This window comes from Bordetella parapertussis (genome assembly GCF_020735925.1).
GTDB classification, from domain to species: Bacteria; Pseudomonadota; Gammaproteobacteria; order Burkholderiales; family Burkholderiaceae_B; genus Bordetella; species Bordetella pertussis.
Genome location: NZ_CP085971.1, coordinates 1,980,148 through 2,003,122 on the forward strand (window position 1 = coordinate 1,980,148; position 22,975 = coordinate 2,003,122).

Here is a 22,975-nt window from a genome sequence, read left to right on the forward strand (position 1 = left end):
GGGAGCAGGACATGACGCAACGCTTATCCGGCAGGATCGCCATCGTGACCGGCGCGGGCTCGGGAATCGGCGAGGCCACGGCCCGCCTGATGGCGCGCGAGGGCGCGGTCGTGGTGGTGGCCGACAAGGCCATCGAGGCGGCCGAGCGCGTCGCGCAGGCCATCGTGGCCGAGGGCGGACGCGCCGAGGCGCGCCAGGCCGACGTGGGCGAGGCGCAATCGGTGCGCGCCCTGGTCGACGCCGTGGCGGCGCGCTGGGAGCGCATCGACGTGCTGGTCAACAATGCCGGCTACGGTATCGCCGCCACCGTGGTCGATACCGACGAGGCCGACTGGTCGGCGCTGATGCGCGTCAACGTCGACGGCGTGTTCCTGGGCTGCAAGTACGTCATCCCGATCATGCAGCGCCAGGGGGCCGGCGTGATCGTCAATACGGCGTCGGCGGGCGCGCTGGTGGGCTTGCGCCAGCGCGCCGCGTATTGCGCCTCCAAGGGCGCGGTGGCGGCGCTGACGCGCGCCATGGCGCTGGACCACGCCACCGAGGGGATTCGCATCAACTGCGTGGCGCCGGGCACGATCGAGTCGCCGTACTTCCGCGAGATCTACGCGCGCAGTGACGATCCCGAAGCCTTGCGCGCCAGCCTGGCGGCGCGCCAGCCCATGAACCGCCTCGGCCAGCCCGAGGAAGTGGCGCACGCCATCGTTTTCCTGGCCAGCGACGACGCCTCGTTCGCCACCGGCAGCACGCTGGTGCTCGACGGCGGCCTGACGGCGGCGTAGCCGAGCGCGCGCAACAGGCCCTAGAATGCACTGTTTGCCGTGGCGCGGCGGGCCGCCCGGCATGACATCGGAGGAGGCAAGGACACGGTGAAGGCAACCCCGGCTCAGGTTCCCATGAAAGAGCGCATCAAGGAAGTCGCCACCGATATGCTGATCGCGCACGGCAGCTCGGGCTTTCGGTTTCAGCAGATCGCCCAGGCGCTCGACTGCACGCGCGGCAATATCCACTATCACTACCGGCACAAGCACGAGTTGGTGGAAGACGTCACGATCGAGTATTGCCAGCGTACGATCGGCCATTTCGACCAGATCTGGCTGTCGGACTCCACGCTATCGCAGAAGATCCAGCTCAGCATGCAGTTCAACGAGATGCGCTATCTCAAGCGCAACCCGCAGGGCGACACCAGCCATCCCTGGAGCCTGATCGCCCGCATGCGCCTGGAAAGCGCGCTGATCACGCCGGCGGCGCGCGAGGCGCTGGCGCGCTATTCGCACGAGCTGCAGCGCAGCGTGGTGGCGGGGGTGCGCCGCGCGGTCGAAAAGGGCGAGTTGCGGCCCGATACCCCGGTGGAAATGGTGGCCCTGCCCATCATCGAGATGGCCAACAGCGCCGATCCGATCACCCGCGACGCGGGCCGTTTCGACCGTTTGCGCCAGATGTACCAGGCCGTCGACCGGCTGATCCACGACGCCTACGGGATGGCGGGGCACAGGCCGGCGCCTTGAGCGCCTAGGCCTGGAAGCTGTCGGGCCGCGCCTGCAGCACGACCGCGCGGTAGGCTTCGAGCAGCAGTTCGGCATGGCGCGTGAGCGGGCGCAGGCGCGAGCGCACGATGCGCGAGCGCACCGGCAGCGCCGGCAGGAAGGGCTTGATGACGAAGCCGGTGGCGCCAAAGGGCGCGATGGCGGCCGGCTCGACCAGCCCCACGCCCACGCCGGCGCGGATCAGGGCTAGCAGGGCCGCCGACGAGGTGACTTCCACCGCCACCGGCATGCGCACGCCGGCCGAGGCGAAGGCCGTCTCCAGCATGGCGCCGAAGTTGGTCTGCGGCCCGTACGAAAGAAAGGTCTCGTTCCTCAGGTCGTGCGCGGCGACGTGTGGCAGGCCGGCATAGCGGTGGCCGGCCGGCGCCACGCACACCACATGCTGCAGGCCCAGGTCTTCATTGAGCGTGGACACCGACGGGGTGATGTCGTGCACCAGGCCGAAATCGGCCTGGCCGCTCTGCACGCGGTCGACGATGGGCTGGTTGGCCAGGATCTCGACCGTGACCGTGATGCCCTGGTAGCGCTCGCGCAGCCGCTTGATGGCCTGCGGCAGGAAGGTCGTGGCCTGCGTCGGGATGGCGGCCACGTTGACATGGCCCGTGTCCGGGTCGGCCAGGCTGTCGATCTGGCGCTGCACCACCCCGTAGGCGCCGTAGAGCTGCTCGACGCTGTCCTGCAGGCCTTGCGCGTGCGGCGTGGGCACCAGCCGCTGGTGCTGGCGCTCGAACAGGCGCAGCCCGGTGTCGTCCTCGAGCTGGCGCAGCATCTTGCTGGCGGCCGATTGCGTCATGCCCATCAGCCGGGCCGCGCGCGACACCGAGCCGGTGATCATGATCGCATGGAATACGCCCAGTTGCGCAAAGCTGGGCTCGTGCAGCGCCTTGGGCTTGGCCAGGCCGACGGGTAAGGGTGGCATCAGGGGAAGACCTAGGGATAGTACGGACAGGTGCAAAACTCATATATTGCATGAACCCGGCCCGGTGATCACTATGGTTTTTCCCCAAGTTCCCATGCGAGGACGCATACCATGAAGATGTCTGTACCGCAGGATGGCTGGCTGGCCGACGCCGCCGAACTGGCGCTGCAATCTCCCGGACTGACGTCGGCGCGCCGACGCCAGCTGCTGGGCATGCTGGGCGCGGCAGGCCTGGCGTCGCTGGCGCCCATGCGGCCCGCCGCGGCCGCCGCCGACCGCATCGTCGTGTGCAACTGGGGCGGCGACGCCATCAAGAACCAGCCGCTGGTGTGGGGCAAGCCATACGAGAAGGCCACCGGCACCAAGGTCGAATTCGACGGCACGGGGCCGTCGTTCGGCAAGATCCGCACCATGGTCGAGTCCAGGAACGTGGCGTGGGACGTGTGCGACGCCAACCTGGCCGCGGGCCACTCGCTGGGCAAGCGCGGCTACCTGGAGCCCATCGACTACGGCGTGGTCGATCGCAACAAGGTGCGCCCGGGCTTCAGCAGCGAATTCGGCGTCTCGCATTTCATTTACAGCTTCGTGCTGACCTACGACAAGAAGGCCTTTGGCGACCGGCCGCCGCGCACCTGGGCCGACTTCTGGAACACCAAGGACTTCCCCGGCACGCGCATCCTGCCCGACCGGGTGCTGGCCACGCTGGAGGCGGCCCTGATGGCCGACGGCGTGCCGGCCGATGCGTCCCAGCTGTACCCCATCGACGAGCGGCGCGCGCTGGACAAGATCGCCGCCATCAAGGACAAGACCATTTTCTGGAAGACAGGCGCCGAGAGCCAGCAGCTGCTGCGCCAGGGCGAGGCCACCATGGGCCTGGTCTGGCATACGCGCGCCACCGTGATGCGCTGCGAACCGGGGTCGACCATCGATTTCACCTGGAACCAGGGCATCCTGATCCCGGCGGGGTGGCTGGTGCCCAAGGGCAACCCGGCCGGCCGCAAGGTGTTCGATTTCATCGCGTCGACGCAATCGCCTGAAAGCCAGATCGAACTGCTGCGCCTGATGGGCAACGGCCCGGCCAACCCGGCGGCCAACGCCCTGGTGCCGCCCGAGCTGCGCCAGGACAACCCGACCGACGAAGAGAACTTCCGCCAGCAGGTGGTGGCCAACTACACCTGGCATGGCGATAACCAGGACCGCATCTACAACGAGTACGTCAAGGTGATCACGGGCTGAGCAACGCACCATGACGATGTACGCGGATTTGGTATTGCATGGCGGCAGCATCGCCACGCTGGACGACAAGCTGGAGCAGGCCCAGGCGGTGGCGATCGCCGCCGGCCGCATCATCGCGGTGGGCTCGGATGCGCATTGCCTGGCGCTGGCCGGGCCGGGCACGCGCCGCATCGGGCTGGGCGGCGCGTGCGTGATGCCGGGCATCAACGACAGCCATTGCCACCCCGACGGGCAGGCGGTCAAGGCCGGGCGCTGGGACGACGTCTCGCAGGTGGCGACGCAGCAGGCGCTCTTGGCGCGCATCGCCGATTTTCACCGGCGCATGCCGGCCGGCGCCTGGTACCTGGGGTTTCGCTTCGACGATACGCACAGCGGCGGCTATCCCGCGCGCCAGGCGCTCGAACAGGCGGCGCCTGGCCGGCCGGTGTTCCTGTTGCGCCGCGATGCGCAGGTCGGACTGGCCAGCGCGCCGGCCCTGGCCGCGTTGCTGGCCAGCGGCCTGGCGACGCAGGTGCCGCCGCATTGCCTGGACGCCGCCACCGGCCTGGCGCGCGGGCGCGGCGTGTTCGCCTTCACGACCCATATCGCCGCCGCCGACAGCCTGGACGATTACCTGGAGGGCTTCCCGACGCTGTTCGCGGAAATGGGGCGCATGGGCATCACCAGCGTCCACAACGCCCTGACCAGCGCGCTGGCGGTGCAGGCCTACCGCGCGCTGCACGGCGCGGGCCGCCTGCCGGTGCGCGTGGGCATGATGCTCAACGGCCGCGACCAGCGGCTGGTGGACGAGACGCTGGCGGCCGGGCTGCGCTTTGGCGCGGGCGATGACCGGCTGTACCTGCTGGGCGTGGAGTATGGCTCGGACGGCAGCACCAGCGGCCGCACGGCGGCCTATTACCAGCCTTACGTGGGCGAGGAGGGGGCGATGGCCGGCCCGCCAACCGTGGCGACGTGAATTTCTCCGCCGAGGACCTGGCCGCCAAGGTCGGGCGCGTGATGGCGGCGGGCCTGCAGGCGGCCGCCACCGGCAACGGCGACCGCGGCATCGACTTCGCGCTGGATGCCTTCGAGCAGGGCCTGCGCGCCCACCCCGGCGCAGTGCCGCCACGCATCGAGCATTGCTGCTGCGCGCCGCCGGCCATCCAGCAGCGCATGGCGGCGCTGGGCGTGATCGACTCGTCGGCGGCGGGCTTTGCCTACAACCTGGGCGATGCCTATCTGCGCAATCGCCCGAGCGCGGAAATGGCCTGGATGTGGCCGCACCGCGACATGCTGGACCGCGGGGTGCTGGTCTGCGCGCACTCCGACGCGCCGGTGTGCGAGCGCAATCCGTTCCTGGGCATGTGGTCCATGGTGACGCGCAAGACCGCGTCGGGCGCCAGCCTGGGCGCCGGGCAGGCCATTACGCCGCTGGAGGCGATGCGCTGCTATACCGCCAATCCGGCGCGCGCCGAGGGGCAGGCCGCGCGCAAGGGCACGCTCAGTCCCGGCAAGCTGGCCGACCTGATCGTGCTGGACCGCGATCCGTGCGCCGTCGACCCGGACGAGATCCGCCGCACGCAGGTGCTGGCCACCCTGGTGGGCGGCCAGGCCACTTATCGCGCCGCGGGCGCGCCATCCTGGGCGGACGAGCTGCCCATGCGGGAGTAACCATGCGACGATCGCTGCCAGCCTTGCTGGTGTTGCCGGCCGCGGTACTGATAGGCGGGATGTTCCTGCTGCCGGTGCTGCGCATCCTGGCCATCAGCTTCACCGAGCCGCATGCCGGCCTGGGCAATTACGCGGCGCTGTTCACCGAGCCGCTGTACCTGAAGATCATGGCGACCACGGCGCGCATCTGCGCCTGGACCACGCTGATCGCCCTGGGCCTGGGCTATGTGCTGGCCTATGTGATGGCCAATTCGTCGCCGCGCATGCGCAGCTGGATGATCATCGGCCTGCTGGTGCCGTTCTGGCTGTCGGTGCTGGTGCGCGCCTTCGCCTGGGTGCTGCTGCTGGCCAGGGAAGGACCGGTCAACGCCACGCTGATGGCGCTGGGCGTGATCGACAGTCCGCTGGCGCTGCTGCGCAACGAAACCGGCGTGCTGATTGGCATGGTCCATTACATGATTCCCTATGCCGTGCTGCCGATGCTGACCAACATGCTGGGTATCGACCGCTCGCTGATGGCGGCTGCGCGGGCGCTGGGCGCGGGGCCGGTCGCGACCTTCCTGCGCGTCTACCTGCCGCTGTCGCTGCCGGGCGTGCTGGCCGCCGGCGTGCTGGTGTTCATCTTTTCGCTCGGGTTCTTCATTACGCCCGCGCTGCTTGGAGGAGGCAAGACCGTGATGGTGGCGCAATACATAGAATTCGGTATCAGCGAGACCATGAACTGGGGCATCTCGACCGCCTTCGCGGCCACGCTGCTGGTGGCGGTGATCATGAGCCTGGTGCTGGTGTCGCGCGTGGTGCGCGTGCCGTCGCTGTTCGGTGCGCCATGAGCGTGCGCCCCTCTTGGTGGTTCGCCGCGGCGGCGGTGGTGGCGGCGCTGGTGCTGGCCTTTCTGTTCCTGCCGGCGCTGGTGGTGATCCCGGTGTCGTTCACCGACCGCTCCTATCTGTCGTTCCCGGCCGAGTCATGGTCGTGGCAGCACTACCGCCAACTGGTGGACAGTCCGGTGTGGCGCGGCAGCCTGCTGCAAAGCGTGGCGGTGTCGGCGGTGTCCACGCTGGCGGCCACCCTGCTGGGCGCGGCCGCGGCCATCGGCGCATGGCGGCTGGGCGCGCGCCTGGGGGCGCTGGTGCGCCTGCTGGCGCTGCTGCCGCTGATCGTGCCGACCATCGTGGGCGCGTTGGCGTATTACCGCTTGTACATCGACCTGGGCCTGCTCGACACCTTCACCGGAGTGGTCATCGCCCACGTCGTGGCCGCCATGCCTTTCGTATTCGTCTCGGTCGGTTCGGCGCTGGCCAACTTCGATCCGCGCCTGGAGCAGGCCGCGCGCTCGATGGGCGCGCGGCCCTGGCAGGTGCTGTGGCGCATCACCCTGCCGGGCGTGCGCAGCGGACTTGTCTCCGGCGCCATCTTCGCCTTCATCGTGTCGTGGGACGAGCTGGTGGTGCTGCTGTTCGTGACGACCCGCAACGTCTATCTGCTGCCGCGCGTCATGTGGGACGGCATCAACGAGAACGTCGACCCCACGATCGCGGCGGTGGCGACGCTGATGATCGTCATTACCTTCATCTGCCTGTGCGCCGAACGGCTGCTGGTCCACCATCGACAAAAACAGGAGCTGTCATGAACGCTGCGGCCACTACGCCGACGCCTTTGCTGCGCGTGCGCGCGCTGAACAAGCGCTTTGGCGCATTCCAGGCGCTGCGCGGCGTCGATTTCGAGCTGGGCGCGGGCGAGTTCCTGACCCTGCTCGGTCCGTCCGGGTCGGGCAAGACGACCACCCTGATGTCGATCGCCGGGTTCGTCGCGCCGACCTCGGGCGACATTCTCTACCAGGGCGCCTCGATCACCGGACAGGCGCCCGAGGCGCGCGGCTTTGGCATGGTGTTCCAGGGCTATGCGCTGTTTCCCCACATGACGGTGGAGCAGAACGTGCGCTTTCCGCTGGCGATACGCGGCGTCGGCCGCGAGCAGGCGCGCCGGCGCGCCCAGCAGGCGCTCGAGCAGGTGCAGCTGGGCAGCTACGGCGCGCGCTATCCGCGCCAGTTGTCGGGCGGCCAGCAGCAGCGCGTGGCGCTGGCCCGCGCGCTGGTCTACGACCCGCGCATCCTGTTGCTGGACGAGCCGCTGTCGGCGCTGGACAAGAAGCTGCGCGCCGATCTGCAATGGGAACTGCGCAAGCTGAACAAGGAGTCCGGCGCCTCGTTCCTGTACGTGACGCACGACCAGGAAGAGGCGCTGTCCATGTCCGACCGCATCGCCATCTTCAACGAAGGCGGCATTGCCCAGATCGGCTCGCCCACCGAGCTCTACGAGCGGCCGGCCAATCTGTTCGTCGCCGGCTTCCTGGGACGCAGCAATGTGCTAGCCGGCAAGGTGCGCCAGGCCGGCGCCGACGGCGTGGCGGTCGAGTACGAGGGCGGCGTGCTGGAGGTGCCTAAGCCGCGGCGCCAGTATGCGCCGGGCGAGGCCGTCAGCCTGGTGGTGCGGCCGCACCAGATGCGCCTGGACGCCGCCGGGCGCCAGGGGCTGGCCGCCAAGGTGGAAGCCATCAGCTATGCGGGCAACCTGATGAACTATCTGCTGCGCACGCCGCGCGGCACGGCGCTGTTCGCCGAGGCCGTGGCCGGCGCCGGCGCGGCCCTGCGGCAGGACGACCTCGTATCGGTGGGCCTGGACGCGGCGGCGGTCAGCCTGCTGGAGGCCGCCGACTGATCCGTCCCTTGCAGGCGGGCAGCGCCTGTTTTACAACCTTGCAGAAAGCCTGCTATAATCTTTTCTCTTTACAGCGCCCGTAGCTCAGTTGGATAGAGTACTTGGCTACGAACCAAGGGGTCGTGGGTTCGAATCCTGCCGGGCGCGCCACATTTACGGTTGCCGTTTCGCTTTTTGCGCTCCTGCAGCCGGCAAGCAGTACCGAAGCGGCTTGAGAAGACATTCTCAAGCCGCTTTTTTGCGCCTGTCCCGTGCGGGGCAGAGGCCGCTTTGGCGGCGGGTGCCTGTCCCGGCGGGGACAGGCACCCCTGCCGCAGGTGTCGCTTCCCGTGTGGGGACAGGCACCTCGCGCCTGGCGGTGGGCCAGCCGCCCGCTTCAATCGAGCAAGGGGCGCTGTTCCATGCCGGGTTCGTAGGCGCGCAGGGGTTCGCCCGCCAGGCTGCGCGCCAGCCAGTCGGGGTTGGCCAGGAACGGGCGGGCCAGCGAGACCAGGTCCGCCTGGGTGGCCGCGAGCGCGGTTTCGCAATCCTGCAGCGTGGCCAGGCCGCCGTTGACCATCAGCGCTTTCGGAGCGGCCGCGCGCGCCAGCTGCGCCAGCAGTCCGCCCCACGGTTCGGGCTTGAGGACGCGGCGGCTGCTGATGTGCAGGATGTCGGCGCCAGCCTGGCACAGGCGGGCCAGCAGCGCCGCGATCTCGGCGCCGCTGCCGGGCGGCTGGTAGCGGTATTCGTCCATCTTGTAGATGGAGTAATTGAATCCGATGGGCAGCGGGCAGGATTGCCGCACCGCGCGCAGCACGGCCTCGGCGATGCGGGCGCGGTCGGCGCCCCATTCGTCGTCGCGCACGTTGTAGGCGCTGAGGAAATCGTTGACCAGGTAGCCGCGGGCGCCGTGGATTTCCACGCCGTCGAATCCGGCGTAGTGCGCCAGGCGCGCCGACAGCGCGAAGCCCTCGATGATGCGCTCGATCTCTTCGGCGGTGGCGGCGTGGGCGGGCGCATTGGGCTGTTGGGTCTGCCACGACAGGCCCTGCGCCGCGCCGTCGACCGGGCCCAGCGGGCGGGCGTGCAGGCCCGGCTCGGCCAGCTTGCCGGCATGCTGCAACTGGGCGATGACGCGGCCGCCTTCCTGGTGGACGGCGCGCACCGTGGCGCGCCAATGCTCGGCCTGCGCCTCGCTGGCCAGCCCGGGCTGGTTGAAGTAGGCACGCGCGGCGGGGCCGGCGGTGTACAGCGCTTCGGTGATGACCAGTCCGGCGCCATGGCGCGCGTAACGGGCATAGTAGGCGGCCGTTTCGGCGGCGGGATGGCCATGCACGTCGGCTTGCGTGCGTGACATGGGGGCGACGGCGATGCGGTTGCGCAGCGCGATGCCGGCGATGTCGATGGGCGAGAGCAGGTTCATGGCTTGGCGGGCAGACAGGGTTCCCCGCCGGTGGCGGGAAGGGTGGCGGGGCAGTCCGGGCTGCGCTCCATGCGGACGATGCGCGGGTTGTGGTCCACCGACAGCGCCGCGGTCAGGCGGCCCGCGGCGCGGCGCAGCGATTGCAGGTAGCTGCCGCACCACAGGCTTTCGTCGTCGGCCGAGTGCATGCGGCTGACGTTCAGCGCGGCGATCAGGCGGCCGTGCTGGAAGATCGGCACGGACAGTCCGGTGGTATGGTCCTCGACCTCGCCGCAGCTCCATGCATAGCCGCGCCGCCGGACCTCCTGGATGATGTCGCGCAGGGCGGTGCGCTCGGTCACCGTGCGGGCGGTCAGCGGCCGCAGTTCGGCGGTCTGCAGATAGCTCTCCAATTGTTCCGGGGTGAAGCCGGACAGCAGGACCCGCCCGGCCGAATGGCAATACAGGGGAATGCGCGAGCCGATCGACAGGCCCTGGTTGAGGGTGCGGTGCAGCGGGATGCGGGCGACGTAGACCAGCTCGGTGCCGTCCAGCGCGGCGATGCTGCAGGTCTGGCGCAGTTCTTCCACCAGCGCTTCCAGCACGGGTTCGGCGAAGCGCCACAGTGGCATGGACGACAGGTAGGCATAGCCCAGCGACAGTACGCGTGGCGTGAGCGCGAAGTGGCGATCGCCGCAGCGCGCCGCGAAGCCCAGCTCGACCAGGGTCAGCAGCACGCGCCGGGCGGCGGCCCGGCTCAGCCCGGTGCGATAGGCCGCCTCGGCCAGGGTCAGGGCGCGCGCCTCGTTGTTGAACGCCTGGATAATGGCCAGCCCCTTGGCCAGGCCATTGATGAAATAGTCTTCCTGCCTGGATTCAGCCATGGCGTCGCCTAGATCTCGACCAGCGCGTCGGCGGCATACAGCCTGCCATCCGGGCCGGCGATGAGTGGGTTGATGTCTACCGAGGCCACGGCGCCCTGTTGCGCATGCAGCCAGGCTCCCAGGCGGGTGGCGGCATGGGCGAGCTCCTGCACGGGCAGCGGATTCTCGCCGCGCACGCCGTCAAAGAGCGCGGCCACGCGCAGCTTGCGCAGGCATTGCTCGGCATGGGCCTGGTCGAACGGATACACCAGCGTGGCGACATCGGGCATGGCCTCGACATACTTGCCGCCGTCGCCAACGATGACGATACAGCCAAACTGGCTGTCCCAGCGCGCCCCGATCATGAATTCGCGCCGGGGCTTGACCATGGACGCGACGATCACGCCGTCGAACGATTTGCCCATGCCCAGCACTTCCTGCCGCAACATGGGAAACAGCGCCCGCGCGCGCTGTTCGTCGGCGATGCCCAGGTGTACCAGCCCGTATTCCGATTTGTGCGGAATCTGCGCCGAGCAGGCCTTGACCGCCCAGGGGCCGGGCAGGCTGCCGAGCGCCGAGCCCATGCTGTCGGCGTCCAGGCACAGGCGCCACGGCGCGGTACGGATGCCGATGGCTTCGATCTGTTCCAGGCTGTCGGCCTCGGACAGCAGGCCCGCCGTGCGCGGCACCGGCGCGGCGGGCGCGTGCGGCGCTGGCCGCGCCAGCCGCAGCGCGGTTTCGCGCAGGCCGGACAGGCGCGCCAGCTGGCCCAGGGCGGCCAGCGCGTCTTCGTCGTGCTCGAAGGTGGCCTGGCCGGCCTGCGCGAAAATCCGGCGGCTGGCGGCCAGCGGGCAGCTGACCACCACCGGCAGGCCCGTCTCGGCGGTGAAGGCGGCCGCGTCGCGGGCGAATTGATCCGTGTCGTATCCCTTGCCGGACATGGGCAGGGTGATGAACAGCGCGTCGCAGGCGCGCGCCGAGGCCAGGATGGGCAGCACCTGGCCGAACAGGTGGTTGTTGCTCAGCAGGGCCGCCGTGAGGTCGATGGGGTTCAGGCTGCTGGCGAAGCCGGGTAGCACGGCGTCGATCCGGGCGCGCGTCTCGGCCGGCAGGGGCGGGACCTGCAGTCCATGCCGCTCGGCGGCATCGGCGCCGGTGACGCAGGCCGCGCCCGAGTTGCTGAGGATGGCCAGGCGGTTGCCGGGCAGATGGCCGCAGCGCAGCAGCAATTGCGCGCCCATGACCAGGCTGCGCGCGTCGGCCACGCGCAGGATGCCATGCTGGCGGAACCACGCGTCCAGCGCCTTGTCCTCGGTGGCGATGGCGCCGGTGTGCGATTGCGCGGCCTGCAGGCCTTGCGGCGAAACGCCGGCCTTCAGGGCCAGCACGGGCGCCTGGCGCGAACGCGCCAGCGCGGCCGCGCGCGCCAGGGTGGCGGGCGCGGGCAGGCTTTCCATGTAAAGCAGGATCAGCTTGACTTCGGGGTCGCGCAGCACCGCCTCGGTGAAGTCCGCGACGTTGAGGTCGCATTCGTTGCCGGTGGCGACCGAGTAGCGCACGCCGATGCCTTCGGCGCGCAGGTGCGCGTACGGGACCATGCTCATCGCGCCGCTCTGGCTGATGACGGCCACCGGCCCGTCGGCGGGCGCAACCTCGCCCAGCAGGGTGGCGAAGGTCGCCAGGGCGCCGTTGCTGAAATTGGCCAGGCCCTGGGTGTTCGGCCCCAGCAGGCGCATGCCGGCCGCCGCGGCGGCCGCCTTCATGTGCTCCTGCGCCTGCCGTCCGGGTTCGCCGGTTTCCGCGAACCCGGACGAGATGACGACGCATACGCGCACGCCCAGCCGCGCGCCGTCCCGCACGGCCTGCACCGCGGCTTCGCCGGCCACGCAGACGAGCAGCATGTCGATCGGGACGTCCACCGCGTCCAGGCTGTGCCAGGCGGCGATGCCCTGGACCCGGTCGCGGCCGGGGTTGATCGGCAGGATGCGGCCCTGGTAGCCGTGCTGCAGCATGTACTTGATCGGCCGGCCGCCGATTTTCTCGGGGTTGTCGGAGGCGCCCACGATGGCGACCGAGCGCGGCGCCAGCGCGGCGTCGATCCAGTCGCCGGCGCCGGCCATGCGGGGGGCATTGTCCGCGAGTGTGCTCATTCAGTCGGCCCTCGAACCCGTGCGCTCGATCACGTCGCGCCATTTGGCGGACTCGGCGCTGATGAACTGGCTGAACTGCGCCGGCGTGTTCGGGCGGAAGCTGACGCCCTGCTCGCCGAGAATGCGCGCGACATCCGGCGCCTGCAGGGCGGCGTTGATTTCCTTGTTCAGGCGTTCGACGATGGGCGCGGGCGTGCCGGCCGGCGCGGCGATGCCGAACCAGGCGGTGGCGTCGAAGCCGGGGAAGCCGGATTCGGCCACGGTCGGCGTATCGGGCAGCAGGGGCGCCCGCTCGGCGCTGCTGACGGCCAGGGCGCGGGCCCGGCCGGCCTTGATCTGCGGCAAGGCCGTGGGCAGGTTGTCGCACATCAGCTGCACCTGGTGCCCCAGCAGGGCGGTCAGCGCGGCGGCGCTGCCCGGATAGGCGATATGTTCGGCCTCGATGTCGGCTTGCGCCTTGAACAGCTCGGCGCACAGGTGTCCGCTGGTGCCCGTGCCCATCGACGCGTAGTTCAGGCTGGGCTGCGCGGACTTGGCGTACTTGACCAGTTCCGGCAGGGTCTTGGCGGGGACTTCCGTGTCGACGATCAGCACATTGGGCACGCTGCCGGCCAGGATGACCGGCGCGAAGGCCTGGGCGGGGTCGTAGCGCAGGCTGCGGTAGAGCCACTTGTTGACCGCGAAGACCCCGGAGGAGGCCAGCAGCAGGGTATAGCCGTCGGGTTCGGCGGTGGCGACCTGCTGGGCGCCGATGTTGCCGCCGGCGCCCGGACGGTCGTTGACCACGACCGTCTGGCCCAGCGTGGGCGATATCTTGTTGGCGATGGCGCGCGCCAGGATATCGTTGGTGCCGCCCGGGCCATACGGAACGATCAGCGTGATGGGGCGAGTCGGGTAATCGGCGGCAAACGCGCCGCCGGCGCACAACGCCAGCGCCATGGAGGCTATCCACTTCATGGTGTTTCTCCTTTGTTGAACTGCTTCGGTATGACAGGCGGACATGCCGCGGGACCTGCGGCGCGACATCAGCCCAGATAGGCGACGGCGCGGATCTCGATCAGCGCCGCCGGACGCACCAGGCCGCTGACCAGCACGCCGGTGGCGGCCGGAAACGGACCCGCGCCGAAGACTTCGCGGCGCACGTCGGCGGTCTGGCCGTAGCCGTCGAAGGTCGTGACGTAGTCGACGGTTTCGACGACCTGGCTCAGGTTCCCGCCGGCCTGGGCGAGGACGGCGGCGATCTTCTGGTAGATGTAGCGTGCCTGCGCGGCGATATCGCCCACGCCGACGATCTCGCGCTGTTCGTTGAGCGCCGTCATGCCCGAGATATAGAGGAATCCGCCCGCCCGGACCGCGGGCGAGAAGGTCGAGTTCGGATTGGCGCCGGGCGGCAGCACGGCCTGCAGACTGGAATGCATGGGTTACCCCTGGAGGTGGGTTTTCAACAGGAACGTCAGGTGGACCACGCAGTGCGCCTGGCGCGCCGCGTCGGGAGGGGCGTCCGTCGTGTGGATGGAGACTGCTATCGTGGTCTTCGAGCGGCCCTTGGCGACGTGCTCGATCTGCGCGACCCGGTAGACGCACTGCACCGTTTCGTCCACGTACACCGGACGCATGAACACGGCCTCGACGCCCACCATCGCGACCATGGCGTCGTGCAACTGCGCCGACAGCGGCGTGGCGCCGAGCGCGCTGATGGCCACCAGCAGCAGGCCGTGCGCGATCGGCGCGCGCAGCCCCTGGCGTTGCACGTAGCCGGCATCGTAGTGAATCGGATGGGCGTCGCCCGTGAGCGCGGCGAATTGCGCAAAGGCCTGGGCGTCCAGGCGGATTTCCCGTTGCGCGACGACCTGGCCGACGGCGAGGTCGGCGGCCGCGAGCTGCCGGGGCGCATGAGAGGGCGGTTGCACGGGCGCCTCTCCTTCAGTCGGCCAGCGAGGCGCTGCCGACCATCACGGTCTTGCCGCCGGACACGGCCTCGATCTCGCCCTGTTCGTTCAGCGTGGCGACGAAGGTGTCGCCGGGGCAGACCGGGCCGATCCATTTCGTGTGCAGCTTGCCGCGGTACAGCCAGTCGCTCGCATAGCGGCGCGCGCCCAGGTCGGCGGCCAGCGCGGTCATGTGCGGGCCGTGCAGCAGGGTGCCGCGAAAGCCGCGCTGCACCGCGTAGTCGTGGTCGTAGTGGATGATGTCGTTGTCGCCGTTGATGCGGCCGTAGCCGTCGATCATGGCCTGGGTGATGTCGAGTGTGCGTTGCATGCGGGCTTACTCCGGGACGTGGAAGGTGTTGAGCAAGGTGGCGATGGGCTGGCCGTCCGCGCCGCGGAAACGGCCTTCCCATTGCACATAACGGCGGCCGCGCTTCTCGAACTTGCGCAGGATCGTGCCGGTGGCGGTCACGCGCGTGGTTTCGTCGGCCCAGATCGGGCGGTGCCAGGACATTTCGAGTTCGGCCATCACGATGCCCTGGATCGGCGGGTAGGTCTGGTACACCGGCACGGTCATGTAAGGCAGGATGACGTTGGGCGCGGCGGCCTGGCGGCCGTCCACCCGGTACAGGGCGGGATCGGCCTGGGACGCCTCGAAATACTCCTGGACGATGGCCGGGGTGATGTCGAAGGACACGGGGCCCAGCGCGGCGCCTTCGACGAAGGCGGCATAGGGGGTGCCTGGCGTGTCCCCTTCGCGGGGCTTGATGTCGCTGGGTCGGGTCATGGCAGTCTCGTTCGGTTGCGGGAGTGGCCATCGTAGGAGCGGTGCGCCGATCCTGCCCGTACATCGGCAATCTGTGCGCTAAGCGCACGCGGGCGGCGCGGGCCGCCCCGGCTGCGTCGCGCCGGCGTAAAACCCTGCTGTTATATCGATATATCTGTATATCTAGATTTTTCGATATATAATGCGGGTTCATGAAGAGGCACTCGCATGGCCATCAATACCGAAGACATTCTCAAGGCGCTGGCGCATCCGGCGCGGCGCAATATCCTGGCCTGGCTCAAGGAGCCGCAGCGGCATTTTCCGCAGCAGGAGCACCCGCTGGAGCTGGGCGTGTGCGCCGGCCAGTTCGAGCGCTGCGGCCTGTCGCAATCCACCGTGTCCACGCATCTGGCCATCCTGCAGCGCGCCGGTCTCATCCAGAGCCGCCGGGTCGGCCAATGGGTGTTCTACCAGCGCAATGAGGCCTGCATCGCCGAGTTCCTCCAGACCATGCAGGCCGAGCTGTAAAGCCGTCCGCCCCATTCGTCCGCTTATCCGAGAGGTAATCCATGTCCACGTTGTTCCAACCGCTGAACGCCGGCAAATTGCGGCTCGCCAACCGCATCGTGATGGCGCCGTTGACGCGCAACCGTTCGCCCAATGCCGTGCCGCCGCCCCTGACGGCCACCTACTACGCGCAGCGCGCCAGCGCCGGCCTGATCATCACCGAAGCCACCGCCATTTCCCACCAGGGCCAGGGCTACGCGGACGTGCCGGGGCTGTACGCGCCCGAACAGCTGGCCGGCTGGCGGCGCGTGACGGACGCGGTGCACGCGGCCGGCGGCACGATCGTGGTGCAGCTGTGGCATGTGGGGCGCATTTCGCACACCACCCTGCAGCCGGGACAGGGCGCGCCGGTCGCGCCCTCGGCGATCCGCGCCCAGGCCCGCACGTACCTGGTCGATGCGCAGGGCAAGGGGCAGTTCGCCGATACCTCGGAGCCCCGCGCGCTGGCGCTGGACGAGCTGCCGGGCATCGTGGAGGATTACCGGCGCGCCGCGCGGGCCGCGATCGACCATGGTTTCGACGGGGTAGAGCTGCATGCCGCCAATGGCTACCTGCTGGACCAGTTCCTGCGCTCGGGCAGCAACCATCGCGACGACGCGTACGGCGGCTCGATCGAGAACCGGGCGCGGCTGCTGCTGCAGGCGCTCGATGCGGTCTGCGCCGAGGTCGGCGCCGATCGCGTCGGCATCCGGCTCTCGCCGGTCACGCCGGCCAACGATGCGCACGACGACCAGCCGCAGCCCTTGTTCGAATACGTGCTGCGCGAGCTGGCGCGGCGCGGCCTGGCGTACGTGCACGTGATCGAGGGGGCGACCGGCGGCGACCGCGCCTACCAGCAGGGGCCGGCCCCGTTCGACTACGCGGCGCTCAAGGCGGCCTACCGCGCCGCCGGCGGCGCCGGCGCCTGGATGGTGAACAACGGCTACGACGCCAGCCTAGCCGAACAGAAACTGTCCAGCGGGCAGGCCGACCTGGTGGCGTTCGGCAAGCCGTTCATCGCCAACCCCGACCTGGTGGCGCGCTTGCGCCAGGGCGCTGCGCTGAACGAGGGCGACCGCGATACGTTCTATGGCGGCGGCGAGCGCGGCTATACGGACTACCCCGCGCTGGCCTGAGCGCTCACAGGGTCAAGGCGCGGCCGTCGTGCAGCGAGGGCTCGATGCGTCCGTCGGGTTGCCGCTGCATGGGCGGCCCGCTCCAGGCGGCCGGTTCGTCCGCTTCGTCGGGCAGCGCGGCGGCGAGCGGCGCCGGCTCCGATAGCGGCGCCGCATCCGGCATGACCGCGGGCGCCACCACGGGCGCCATGGCGGCGGCCACGACCGGCTCGATCGCCGCCGGCACGTACCAGGCGCTGACCTGCACGATGGCGCCGGCTTCGTCATGGTCGACCAGCAGCCGGTTGGCGCCTTCCGGCAGCGGCCAGCGCGGCGGCAGCGCGTATTCCGGGTCCAGCCCCACGCCGACCTCTTCGTTGTCGCGCGCGCGGATCCAGCCATGGAAGCGGCAGACGATCATCCAGGCCGTGAGCGCCGCCGCCATGGTCGCGACCACCGTGATATAGACCAGCAGCTCGGCGATCTGCGCGGCGGTGCCGCCCACCGTGACCAGCGAGTGATGGATGTACAGGCTGAACGCGACCCAGGTCAGGATGACCAGCAAGGGTCGCACGATGCGGTACCAGCAGCCGTACAGCAAGCCATCGGCCACCCCGTGCTGGTGCACATACTCGCGCAGCGGCGACGCGCTTATATCAATGATCAACGCTTTCATGTTTGATTCCTCGGTCGGGGCTTACCCACCGCGCCCGGCTTTGGGCTCGGCGAAACAGGACGCGCGGCAGCGCGAAGACGGTGGTGATCATGCCGATGATCCAGAACGCGATCGGATACCAGACGGCATCGGCGAAGTAGCGGAAGATGCGGTAATCGTAGGCGCGGTCGACGATGCAGCCGGCGAACAGCTGCGCCAGGCAGGTCAGGAACAGCAGCGTGCCGTGCCAGCGCGGGAATATCTCGAACTGCCAGGCGGGCTGCAGCGCCACGAACTGGCCCAGCACGGCCATGCAGATCAGGAACAGCATGGCGTAGGCCCATAGCACGCTCAGGCTGAACTCCAGGAAGATCGGCCACATCAGGATCTGGCGCGGGTTGAGCATGCGCGGGGCGTATTTCAGCGCGGTCTCGATGCCGCCGCGCGCCCAGCGGTAGCGCTGCTTGAACAGCCCGCGGAACGTCTCGGGCATCAGGATCCAGGTCAGCGCGCGCGGTTCGTAGCGCAGGGTCCAGCCGGCCAGCTGCAGCTTCCAGCTGATATCGATGTCCTCGGTCTGCATGTCGGGGCTCCAGTAGCCGACCTGGTGCAGCGCCTGCTTGCGGAACATGGTTATGACGCCGGAGACGGTCATCAGCTTGCCGTAGAGCTGCTGGGTGCGCTTGATCAGCCCCACGATGGACGAGAATTCGCCCACCTGCATGCGGCCCAGCACCGTCGAGCGGTTGCGGATGCGCGGGTTGCCGGTGACCGCGCCGACGTGCCCGGCGTGCAGGAAATGCGTCAGCATGTAGGTGATCGAGTCGGGGTGCGGCAGCGAGTCCCCGTCGATGCACAGCAGGAACTCGGCGTCGCTGAGCTGCGCGGCCGTGTTCAGGCCGATGGCCTTGCCCTCGTTTCGGCTCTGGTGCACCACCAGCAGGCGCGGATACTGCTCGGCCAGCTCGTTGAGCAGCGCGCCGGTATTGTCGCGGCTGCCGTCGTTGACGGCGATGATGCGATAGTTCGGATAGTGCATGCGGTCCAGGTGCGCGATCACCTCAGCCACATTCTCGCCCTCGTTGTAGCAGGGCACCACGATGGCCACGCGCGGCACCCGCGGCAGCAGCGTGGCGCGGTGCTTGCGTCCCTGCTCGAACAGGAAGAAATGCAGCAGCCCGCCCACGATCCAGAAATACGACATGAAGAACGGGTAATAGAAAACGAAACTGGACAGCACGCTCTTGACGGAGTCGTTCATGGGCTACCTCTGCGTCGGCTCGGCCTGCGACGCACTGCCGTACAGCGTGGTCTGGCGCGATAGTTCCTGGGCCTTGGTCAGGCGGCGCTTTTCCAGCGTCGACTTCAGCGACATCACGTCGCGCAGCGCTTCGGCGTCAGGGTGGTTGGCGATGAAATCGTCCGGGTAGTAGCCATAGTTGATGGCGCCCAGGCTGCGCAATTGCACCATCTGCCTGCGCAGTATCTCGGTGTCGATCGGCTTGCCCACGCGCCAGTCGCGCGCCTGCAGCTCGAAGATGGTGCGGTCCAGGCCCTTTTGGCGCGCCACGGCGGCCACCAGCTGGCGCATCCATTGCTCGGGCCGCGCGGCGCCCTCCATGTTGGGCATGGCCATCAGCGCCACGAAATCGTAGCTCTTGAGGAATTCCGGCAGGCTCTGGCCGTACCAGGCCTCCGACACGGGATCGAGCACCGGCTGGGCGTAGAGATTGCGCGCCACCACCATGTCGCGGTCGTTCTGGTAGCCGGACACGATATGGCGCAGGTGCATCGTGAAGTCGATCAGGTAGCGGATCTTGCCCTTGGACCATTGCTGGGCCAGCTTGGGGTCGGCGCGTATCGCCGCGATATCAGGCGGCAGGCCCCAGCCCTGGTAGGTGGCCAGCGCCTCGGGGCTGCTGTCCTCGGTGTTGTCGAGCACGGCGTCGTCGTGGAACAGCAGGCCGTCGAAGTGGGCCGCCTTGGCCAGGTCTTCGTAGATCTCGCTGATGACGCGGTGGGCGTCGGGATGGAAAGGGCTGAGCCGGGTCGGACTGCCCAGGCCGCGCTCGCCGGGCTTGCGGGTCGTCGACTGCACCACCTTGCCATAGGCCGGGTTGCCGGGCGGCACCGAGAAGGTCAGCACGGGCAGCCAGGCGTACACCATTACGCCGGCGCGGGTCTTCAGCTGCCAGGCCACGCGGTTGAACAGATCGGCGCGCATCGGCAGGTGGCGGTTGGGGAAGTACACCTCGGTAATGTCGCCGTCGCCCTTGGGATCGGCGAAGGCCTGCAGGTAGACGGCGCTGGGCGCCAGGTCCTTCATGCGGTCGATCAGCTGGCCGAGGTTGCGGTTCTGCTGTTCGGGGTCGGGGTCGTAGATGTAGTCCAGGTCGACCTGCACGATGCGCTCGATCGGGCGGACCTGGCCGTGGTAGCTGACCGGCTCGCGCATGGCGCGGGCGACCGTGGCGACGTTGACCTCGTAGTCCACCAGGCTGCGGCGGATCTGCGTCAGCGCGACGTCGGGGGTGTTGGGGCCGGGCTGCAGCGTCAGGCCGATGTTCAGGCCCACCTCGGCGGCCACCTGGTCGGTGTCGCGATTGTGCGCGCCGTAGGGCCAGACGATGGAGCGGATGGTCACGCCGGTGTGTTCGCGGATCAGGTCGGCGCTGGTCTTGAGGTCCTGGCGCACGCGGGCGCGGTATTCGGCGTCGTTCTCGTAGCGCCCGCTGGCCGGCAGGTACTGGCGCGAGGACGCCGCGGGCTGTTCGTTGCCCTGCGGGTTGGCCAGCACGCCGCGGTGCAGGTTGTGCGAGTGGGAGGCCAGCTCGACCAGGCCGGACTGCGCCATTTCGCGCAACTGCGCCCAGGTCATGAAGAAGTCGTGCGGCACTTCGATCTTGGGGCTGAGGCGGATCTTGGTGCCGGCCGGCGCGTCGGTCCAGCTGGTGACGACGGCGACCACCGCGGGATAGTTGAATTTCTTCAGCAAGGGAAACACCTTGGTGTAGGTGCTGGCGTAGCCGTCGTCGAAGGTCAGCAGGATGGGGCGCGGCGGCAGCGGGCGCACGCCGGCGCGCGAATCGATGATCTGTTGCATGCTGATGGGGTTGAATCCCTTCACGCGTATCCACTCGAACAGATCGGTCAGCGTGCGCGTCTCGATGGCGAACTGATCGGGCATGTCGGCAAACGAGGCGCGCAGGTTGTCGCGCACGTCGTGCATGCACAGCACCCGGAATGTCAGGCCGTCGTCGGGATCGGGGGGCGGGAGCATGTCCACCTTGTAAGCGCGCGCGGGCAGCATCAGCAGGCCCAGCGCGCAGCAGGCAAACCATTTCAGCAGGGTCCGATGCATGGCGGTCATGGTGCTCAGAAGGGAATGTTCAGGGTCAGATAGAACAAGGTGCGGTTCTCCGGGTCGCCGTCATAGCTGTGGCGGCCGTAGCCCACGCCATAGGTGATGCTGGTCTGGCGCGGCAGGTCCCAGACCTGTTCCAGGCGCAGCTGCCACAGGGCGCTGTTGCCATGTTCGGCCTGGTTGTAGACCCCGCCGGTGGCGTAGACGCGCTGGCGGAACGCGTACTGGCCGTCGCGCCACGGGCGCCATTCGTACATGGCGGTGACCTGCGCGGTCAGGTCGTGGTCGGGGCTGAAGTATTCGGTGTCGGTCTTGCTGTTGTTCGAGTACGCCACGCTGGTCCAGGTGCTGACGCTGTGGCGCGGCACGGTCCACAGGTTCTGGAACCAGGTGGCGCCGATGGTCTGGCGGGTGTTCGAGTCGCTGTAGCGCTGCAGCTGGTAGGCCACGTCGTAATAGGTGCGCTCGGTCGGCTGGTAGCGCGCCGATACGCCGCTGCTCCAGCCATGGATGCCGGCGCGGTACGCTTTCCAGGGCAGGTCGTTGCTGTCGCTGTCGAAGTTGGCGGCCAGGCGCCAGCCGTCCGACGGCAGCCAGGCCACATTGGCCGAGGCGCCGAACCGGCCCGACGGGCCGGTGGACTGGTGCAGCTCGGTCGAGGCCTCGATGCTGCCGCGGCGGTACTCCAGGCCGGCGCCGTTGCGCACCCGCGACTTGTGGCCGTCGCCCAGGTCCGCATAGCCGGTGAACTGGTGGAAGAACAGGCGGTAGTTGTGCGAGATCGGGCTGGTGTACAGCATGGTGTTGAGCGACCACTCGCGGTTGGCGATGGTGGAGTTGTCGTTGCTGCTGTTGTCGCCGCCGTGGCCGATGTCTCCGCCGAAATCCATGGTCAGCAGCGGCGACTGGTACATCTCGTAGTCGCGCTGGAGATTGCGCACGCTGCTGCTTTCGGGAAAGCGCTCGGACAGCGTGGTGACGATGGCCTCGGCTTCGGGATATTCGCGCAGCGCCATCGAGGCGCGCGCCAGGCCGGTCATGGCCTGGATATCATCCGGCCGCTCGGCCAGCGCGGTGGTGAACGCCGCCTTGGCCTCGCGCGGGCGGGCGTCGCCCAGCCGGGCGCTGGCCGCCGCGTTGCGCAGGCCCGAGCTGAACGGCGCATCGTGCTGCAGGGCGTCGATGGCCAGCGTGCCGGCCTCGGTCTCGCCGGAATACATCAGGTACTGCGCGCGCAGGCGCTGCGCCGTGGCGTAGTCTTCATTGGGCCGTTCGGCGACCGGCGCGTTCTCCACGTATTGCGGCGAGGTTTTCTCGATGCGCTGCAAGAGCTGCTCGGCATCCTCGTAGCGGCCGCGGTCCATGTAGGCGAAGAACAGCGACTCCTGGGTCGGGACGCGGTCGATGTCGCCCGGGCCGGCCTTGGCCAGCGCCTCTTCGTAGCAGGCGATCGCCTCGTCGTAGCGTTCCTCGTACGCGTAGGCGTTGCCGGCCGAAACCAGCACGTAGGGATGCACCGGCGTGTTGGTGGCGCGCAGCCCTTCGTACAGCTTGATGGCGTCCGCGTAGCGGCCGCGCAGGCCCAGGCCGTAGATCATGTCGCTGATCACCGCCGTGCGCAGCGACCCATACTCGGGCGCCAGCGGCAGGCTGTCGAGCAGTTGCCAGCCATCGGCCAGCGCCGCGTCCAGCGTCGCGAAACGCTCGGGTCCGGTCAGGTTCCAGGTTTCGGCGCGCGACCAGCGCAGGCGCTGGGCGATCGCGGCATGCTGCAACTGCGCATATTCCAGCGGCGTGAACAGCGCCCGGTGTTCGGTGGCCAGGTCCAGCGCCAGATTGGCCGCGCCGCTGCGGCTGGCCTCCTGCACCTGGTCCCGCACCGACGGGGCGGCGGCCGCTGCCGCGCCCACGAACGCCAGCCCCGCCACCAGCAGCCGAGTCCGCCGCAGGCCACGCACGGATGCGGGCCGGGTACGCCTGGTTTGATCGTTGTTCATAGGACAGCGTTCTACGAAAACGCCAGATCCGCGCGGGACGTGGCCGATTGATGGGGGGGAGGCCATCTTAGAAATGACGCCACGGTTTGAATAGGGCGCCATTTGGCGTACCGCCCCTGCACCATCCTTCAGATGGCACT

At 68.9% G+C, this 22,975-nt stretch carries 21 protein-coding genes, 1 tRNA gene and 1 pseudogene; 10 read left to right on the forward strand and 13 right to left on the reverse strand.

Annotation, left to right across the window (positions count from 1 at the left end):
* The first annotated feature begins 11 nt into the window (after positions 1–11).
* Positions 12–779 carry an SDR family oxidoreductase gene (locus tag LK409_RS09525; protein WP_010928469.1) on the forward strand — a complete coding sequence of 256 codons (768 nt, stop codon included), beginning with the start codon at positions 12–14 and terminating at the stop codon, positions 777–779.
* 87 nt (positions 780–866) lie between these two features.
* Positions 867–1,505, forward strand: a complete 639-nt coding sequence (locus tag LK409_RS09530) for a TetR/AcrR family transcriptional regulator (protein ID WP_003820136.1) — start codon at positions 867–869, stop codon at positions 1,503–1,505.
* Between the two features lie 4 nt (positions 1,506–1,509).
* Here the strand turns inward: LK409_RS09530 and LK409_RS09535 are convergent, their stop codons facing one another.
* Positions 1,510–2,463 (reverse strand): LysR family transcriptional regulator, encoded by a 954-nt coding sequence (locus LK409_RS09535; RefSeq protein WP_010928470.1) that lies wholly within the window; start codon positions 2,461–2,463, stop codon positions 1,510–1,512.
* Positions 2,464–2,574: 111 nt separating this feature from the next.
* On the opposite strand from LK409_RS09535, the gene LK409_RS09540 reads away from it, so the two are divergent.
* The 6 genes and pseudogenes from LK409_RS09540 to LK409_RS09565 all read left to right on the forward strand — a co-directional run bounded on the left by LK409_RS09540 (position 2,575) and on the right by LK409_RS09565 (position 8,217).
* Complete coding sequence (locus LK409_RS09540; protein ID WP_010928471.1) at positions 2,575–3,699, forward strand: ABC transporter substrate-binding protein; 1,125 nt, start codon at positions 2,575–2,577, stop codon at positions 3,697–3,699.
* 10 nt (positions 3,700–3,709) lie between these two features.
* Positions 3,710–5,349 (forward strand): annotated as a pseudogene (locus LK409_RS22865) (amidohydrolase).
* Positions 5,350–5,351: 2 nt separating this feature from the next.
* Positions 5,352–6,179: an ABC transporter permease gene (locus LK409_RS09550; RefSeq protein WP_003810039.1), complete on the forward strand. Its 828-nt coding sequence runs from the start codon at positions 5,352–5,354 to the stop codon at positions 6,177–6,179.
* Entirely contained in the window at positions 6,176–6,979 is an 804-nt protein-coding gene (locus LK409_RS09555) for an ABC transporter permease (protein WP_010928472.1), read from the forward strand. Before LK409_RS09550 ends, LK409_RS09555 begins: the two co-directional genes overlap by 4 nt.
* Positions 6,976–8,067 (forward strand): ABC transporter ATP-binding protein, encoded by a 1,092-nt coding sequence (locus tag LK409_RS09560; RefSeq protein WP_003810042.1) that lies wholly within the window; start codon positions 6,976–6,978, stop codon positions 8,065–8,067. Before LK409_RS09555 ends, LK409_RS09560 begins: the two co-directional genes overlap by 4 nt.
* A gap of 73 nt (positions 8,068–8,140) precedes the next feature.
* Positions 8,141–8,217 (forward strand) — tRNA-Arg (locus LK409_RS09565).
* A gap of 226 nt (positions 8,218–8,443) precedes the next feature.
* Here the strand turns inward: LK409_RS09565 and LK409_RS09570 are convergent.
* The 8 genes from LK409_RS09570 to LK409_RS09605 all read right to left on the reverse strand — a co-directional run bounded on the left by LK409_RS09570 (position 8,444) and on the right by LK409_RS09605 (position 15,179).
* Entirely contained in the window at positions 8,444–9,472 is a 1,029-nt protein-coding gene (locus LK409_RS09570; RefSeq protein WP_010928473.1) for an NADH:flavin oxidoreductase, read from the reverse strand.
* Positions 9,469–10,335 (reverse strand): IclR family transcriptional regulator domain-containing protein, encoded by an 867-nt coding sequence (locus LK409_RS09575; RefSeq protein WP_003810047.1) that lies wholly within the window; start codon positions 10,333–10,335, stop codon positions 9,469–9,471. Before LK409_RS09575 ends, LK409_RS09570 begins: the two co-directional genes overlap by 4 nt.
* Before the next feature lie 8 nt (positions 10,336–10,343).
* The gene (locus LK409_RS09580; RefSeq protein WP_010928474.1) at positions 10,344–12,464 is read right to left on the reverse strand and encodes an acetate--CoA ligase family protein; all 2,121 of its coding nucleotides are present in this window, start codon (positions 12,462–12,464) and stop codon (positions 10,344–10,346) included.
* Positions 12,465–13,421 (reverse strand): Bug family tripartite tricarboxylate transporter substrate binding protein, encoded by a 957-nt coding sequence (locus tag LK409_RS09585; RefSeq protein WP_049788711.1) that lies wholly within the window; start codon positions 13,419–13,421, stop codon positions 12,465–12,467.
* A 68-nt stretch (positions 13,422–13,489) separates the two neighbouring features.
* Positions 13,490–13,882: a RidA family protein gene (locus LK409_RS09590; RefSeq protein ID WP_003810051.1), complete on the reverse strand. Its 393-nt coding sequence runs from the start codon at positions 13,880–13,882 to the stop codon at positions 13,490–13,492.
* Between the two features lie 3 nt (positions 13,883–13,885).
* Positions 13,886–14,374 carry a MaoC family dehydratase gene (locus tag LK409_RS09595; protein WP_010928476.1) on the reverse strand — a complete coding sequence of 163 codons (489 nt, stop codon included), beginning with the start codon at positions 14,372–14,374 and terminating at the stop codon, positions 13,886–13,888.
* 13 nt (positions 14,375–14,387) lie between these two features.
* Positions 14,388–14,723: a MaoC family dehydratase gene (locus LK409_RS09600; protein WP_003810055.1), complete on the reverse strand. Its 336-nt coding sequence runs from the start codon at positions 14,721–14,723 to the stop codon at positions 14,388–14,390.
* Between the two features lie 6 nt (positions 14,724–14,729).
* A complete protein-coding gene (locus tag LK409_RS09605; protein WP_003810057.1) occupies positions 14,730–15,179 on the reverse strand; it encodes a PaaI family thioesterase in 450 nt (149 codons plus the stop codon).
* Between the two features lie 207 nt (positions 15,180–15,386).
* On the opposite strand from LK409_RS09605, the gene LK409_RS09610 reads away from it, so the two are divergent.
* Entirely contained in the window at positions 15,387–15,686 is a 300-nt protein-coding gene (locus LK409_RS09610; RefSeq protein ID WP_003810059.1) for an ArsR/SmtB family transcription factor, read from the forward strand.
* Between the two features lie 41 nt (positions 15,687–15,727).
* A complete protein-coding gene (locus LK409_RS09615) occupies positions 15,728–16,840 on the forward strand; it encodes an alkene reductase (RefSeq protein ID WP_003810063.1) in 1,113 nt (370 codons plus the stop codon).
* A gap of 4 nt (positions 16,841–16,844) precedes the next feature.
* Here the strand turns inward: LK409_RS09615 and LK409_RS09620 are convergent, their stop codons facing one another.
* Genes LK409_RS09620 through pgaA form a run of 4 tightly spaced genes read right to left on the reverse strand, consistent with a single transcriptional unit; the run spans position 16,845 to position 22,835 of the window.
* The gene (locus LK409_RS09620; RefSeq protein WP_010928477.1) at positions 16,845–17,495 is read right to left on the reverse strand and encodes a hypothetical protein; all 651 of its coding nucleotides are present in this window, start codon (positions 17,493–17,495) and stop codon (positions 16,845–16,847) included.
* A complete protein-coding gene (gene pgaC / locus LK409_RS09625) occupies positions 17,476–18,735 on the reverse strand; it encodes a poly-beta-1,6-N-acetyl-D-glucosamine synthase (protein WP_010928478.1) in 1,260 nt (419 codons plus the stop codon). The genes LK409_RS09620 and pgaC overlap by 20 nt, the downstream gene beginning before the upstream one ends.
* Before the next feature lie 3 nt (positions 18,736–18,738).
* Positions 18,739–20,844: a poly-beta-1,6-N-acetyl-D-glucosamine N-deacetylase PgaB gene (gene pgaB, locus LK409_RS09630; protein WP_010928479.1), complete on the reverse strand. Its 2,106-nt coding sequence runs from the start codon at positions 20,842–20,844 to the stop codon at positions 18,739–18,741.
* A gap of 5 nt (positions 20,845–20,849) precedes the next feature.
* Positions 20,850–22,835 (reverse strand): poly-beta-1,6 N-acetyl-D-glucosamine export porin PgaA, encoded by a 1,986-nt coding sequence (pgaA, locus tag LK409_RS09635; RefSeq protein ID WP_010928480.1) that lies wholly within the window; start codon positions 22,833–22,835, stop codon positions 20,850–20,852.
* Positions 22,836–22,975: the final 140 nt, after the last annotated feature.

Bases quoted from the DNA above. Each gene is read 5' to 3' on its own strand.
- LK409_RS09525 (WP_010928469.1), top strand. From the start codon at position 12: ATGACGCAACGCTTATCCGGCAGGATCGCCATCGTGACCGGCGCGGGC.
- LK409_RS09585 (WP_049788711.1), bottom strand. From the start codon at position 13,421: ATGAAGTGGATAGCCTCCATGGCGCTGGCGTTGTGCGCCGGCGGCGCG.
- LK409_RS09540 (WP_010928471.1), top strand. From the start codon at position 2,575: ATGAAGATGTCTGTACCGCAGGATGGCTGGCTGGCCGACGCCGCCGAA.
- LK409_RS09535 (WP_010928470.1), bottom strand. From the start codon at position 2,463: ATGCCACCCTTACCCGTCGGCCTGGCCAAGCCCAAGGCGCTGCACGAG.
- LK409_RS09550 (WP_003810039.1), top strand. From the start codon at position 5,352: ATGCGACGATCGCTGCCAGCCTTGCTGGTGTTGCCGGCCGCGGTACTG.
- pgaC (WP_010928478.1), bottom strand. From the start codon at position 18,735: ATGAACGACTCCGTCAAGAGCGTGCTGTCCAGTTTCGTTTTCTATTAC.
- pgaB (WP_010928479.1), bottom strand. From the start codon at position 20,844: ATGACCGCCATGCATCGGACCCTGCTGAAATGGTTTGCCTGCTGCGCG.
- LK409_RS09605 (WP_003810057.1), bottom strand. From the start codon at position 15,179: ATGACCCGACCCAGCGACATCAAGCCCCGCGAAGGGGACACGCCAGGC.
- LK409_RS09590 (WP_003810051.1), bottom strand. From the start codon at position 13,882: ATGCATTCCAGTCTGCAGGCCGTGCTGCCGCCCGGCGCCAATCCGAAC.
- LK409_RS09580 (WP_010928474.1), bottom strand. From the start codon at position 12,464: ATGAGCACACTCGCGGACAATGCCCCCCGCATGGCCGGCGCCGGCGAC.
- LK409_RS09620 (WP_010928477.1), bottom strand. From the start codon at position 17,495: ATGAAAGCGTTGATCATTGATATAAGCGCGTCGCCGCTGCGCGAGTAT.
- LK409_RS09610 (WP_003810059.1), top strand. From the start codon at position 15,387: ATGGCCATCAATACCGAAGACATTCTCAAGGCGCTGGCGCATCCGGCG.
- pgaA (WP_010928480.1), bottom strand. From the start codon at position 22,835: ATGAACAACGATCAAACCAGGCGTACCCGGCCCGCATCCGTGCGTGGC.
- LK409_RS09570 (WP_010928473.1), bottom strand. From the start codon at position 9,472: ATGAACCTGCTCTCGCCCATCGACATCGCCGGCATCGCGCTGCGCAAC.
- LK409_RS09575 (WP_003810047.1), bottom strand. From the start codon at position 10,335: ATGGCTGAATCCAGGCAGGAAGACTATTTCATCAATGGCCTGGCCAAG.
- LK409_RS09615 (WP_003810063.1), top strand. From the start codon at position 15,728: ATGTCCACGTTGTTCCAACCGCTGAACGCCGGCAAATTGCGGCTCGCC.
- LK409_RS09600 (WP_003810055.1), bottom strand. From the start codon at position 14,723: ATGCAACGCACACTCGACATCACCCAGGCCATGATCGACGGCTACGGC.
- LK409_RS09560 (WP_003810042.1), top strand. From the start codon at position 6,976: ATGAACGCTGCGGCCACTACGCCGACGCCTTTGCTGCGCGTGCGCGCG.
- LK409_RS09555 (WP_010928472.1), top strand. From the start codon at position 6,176: ATGAGCGTGCGCCCCTCTTGGTGGTTCGCCGCGGCGGCGGTGGTGGCG.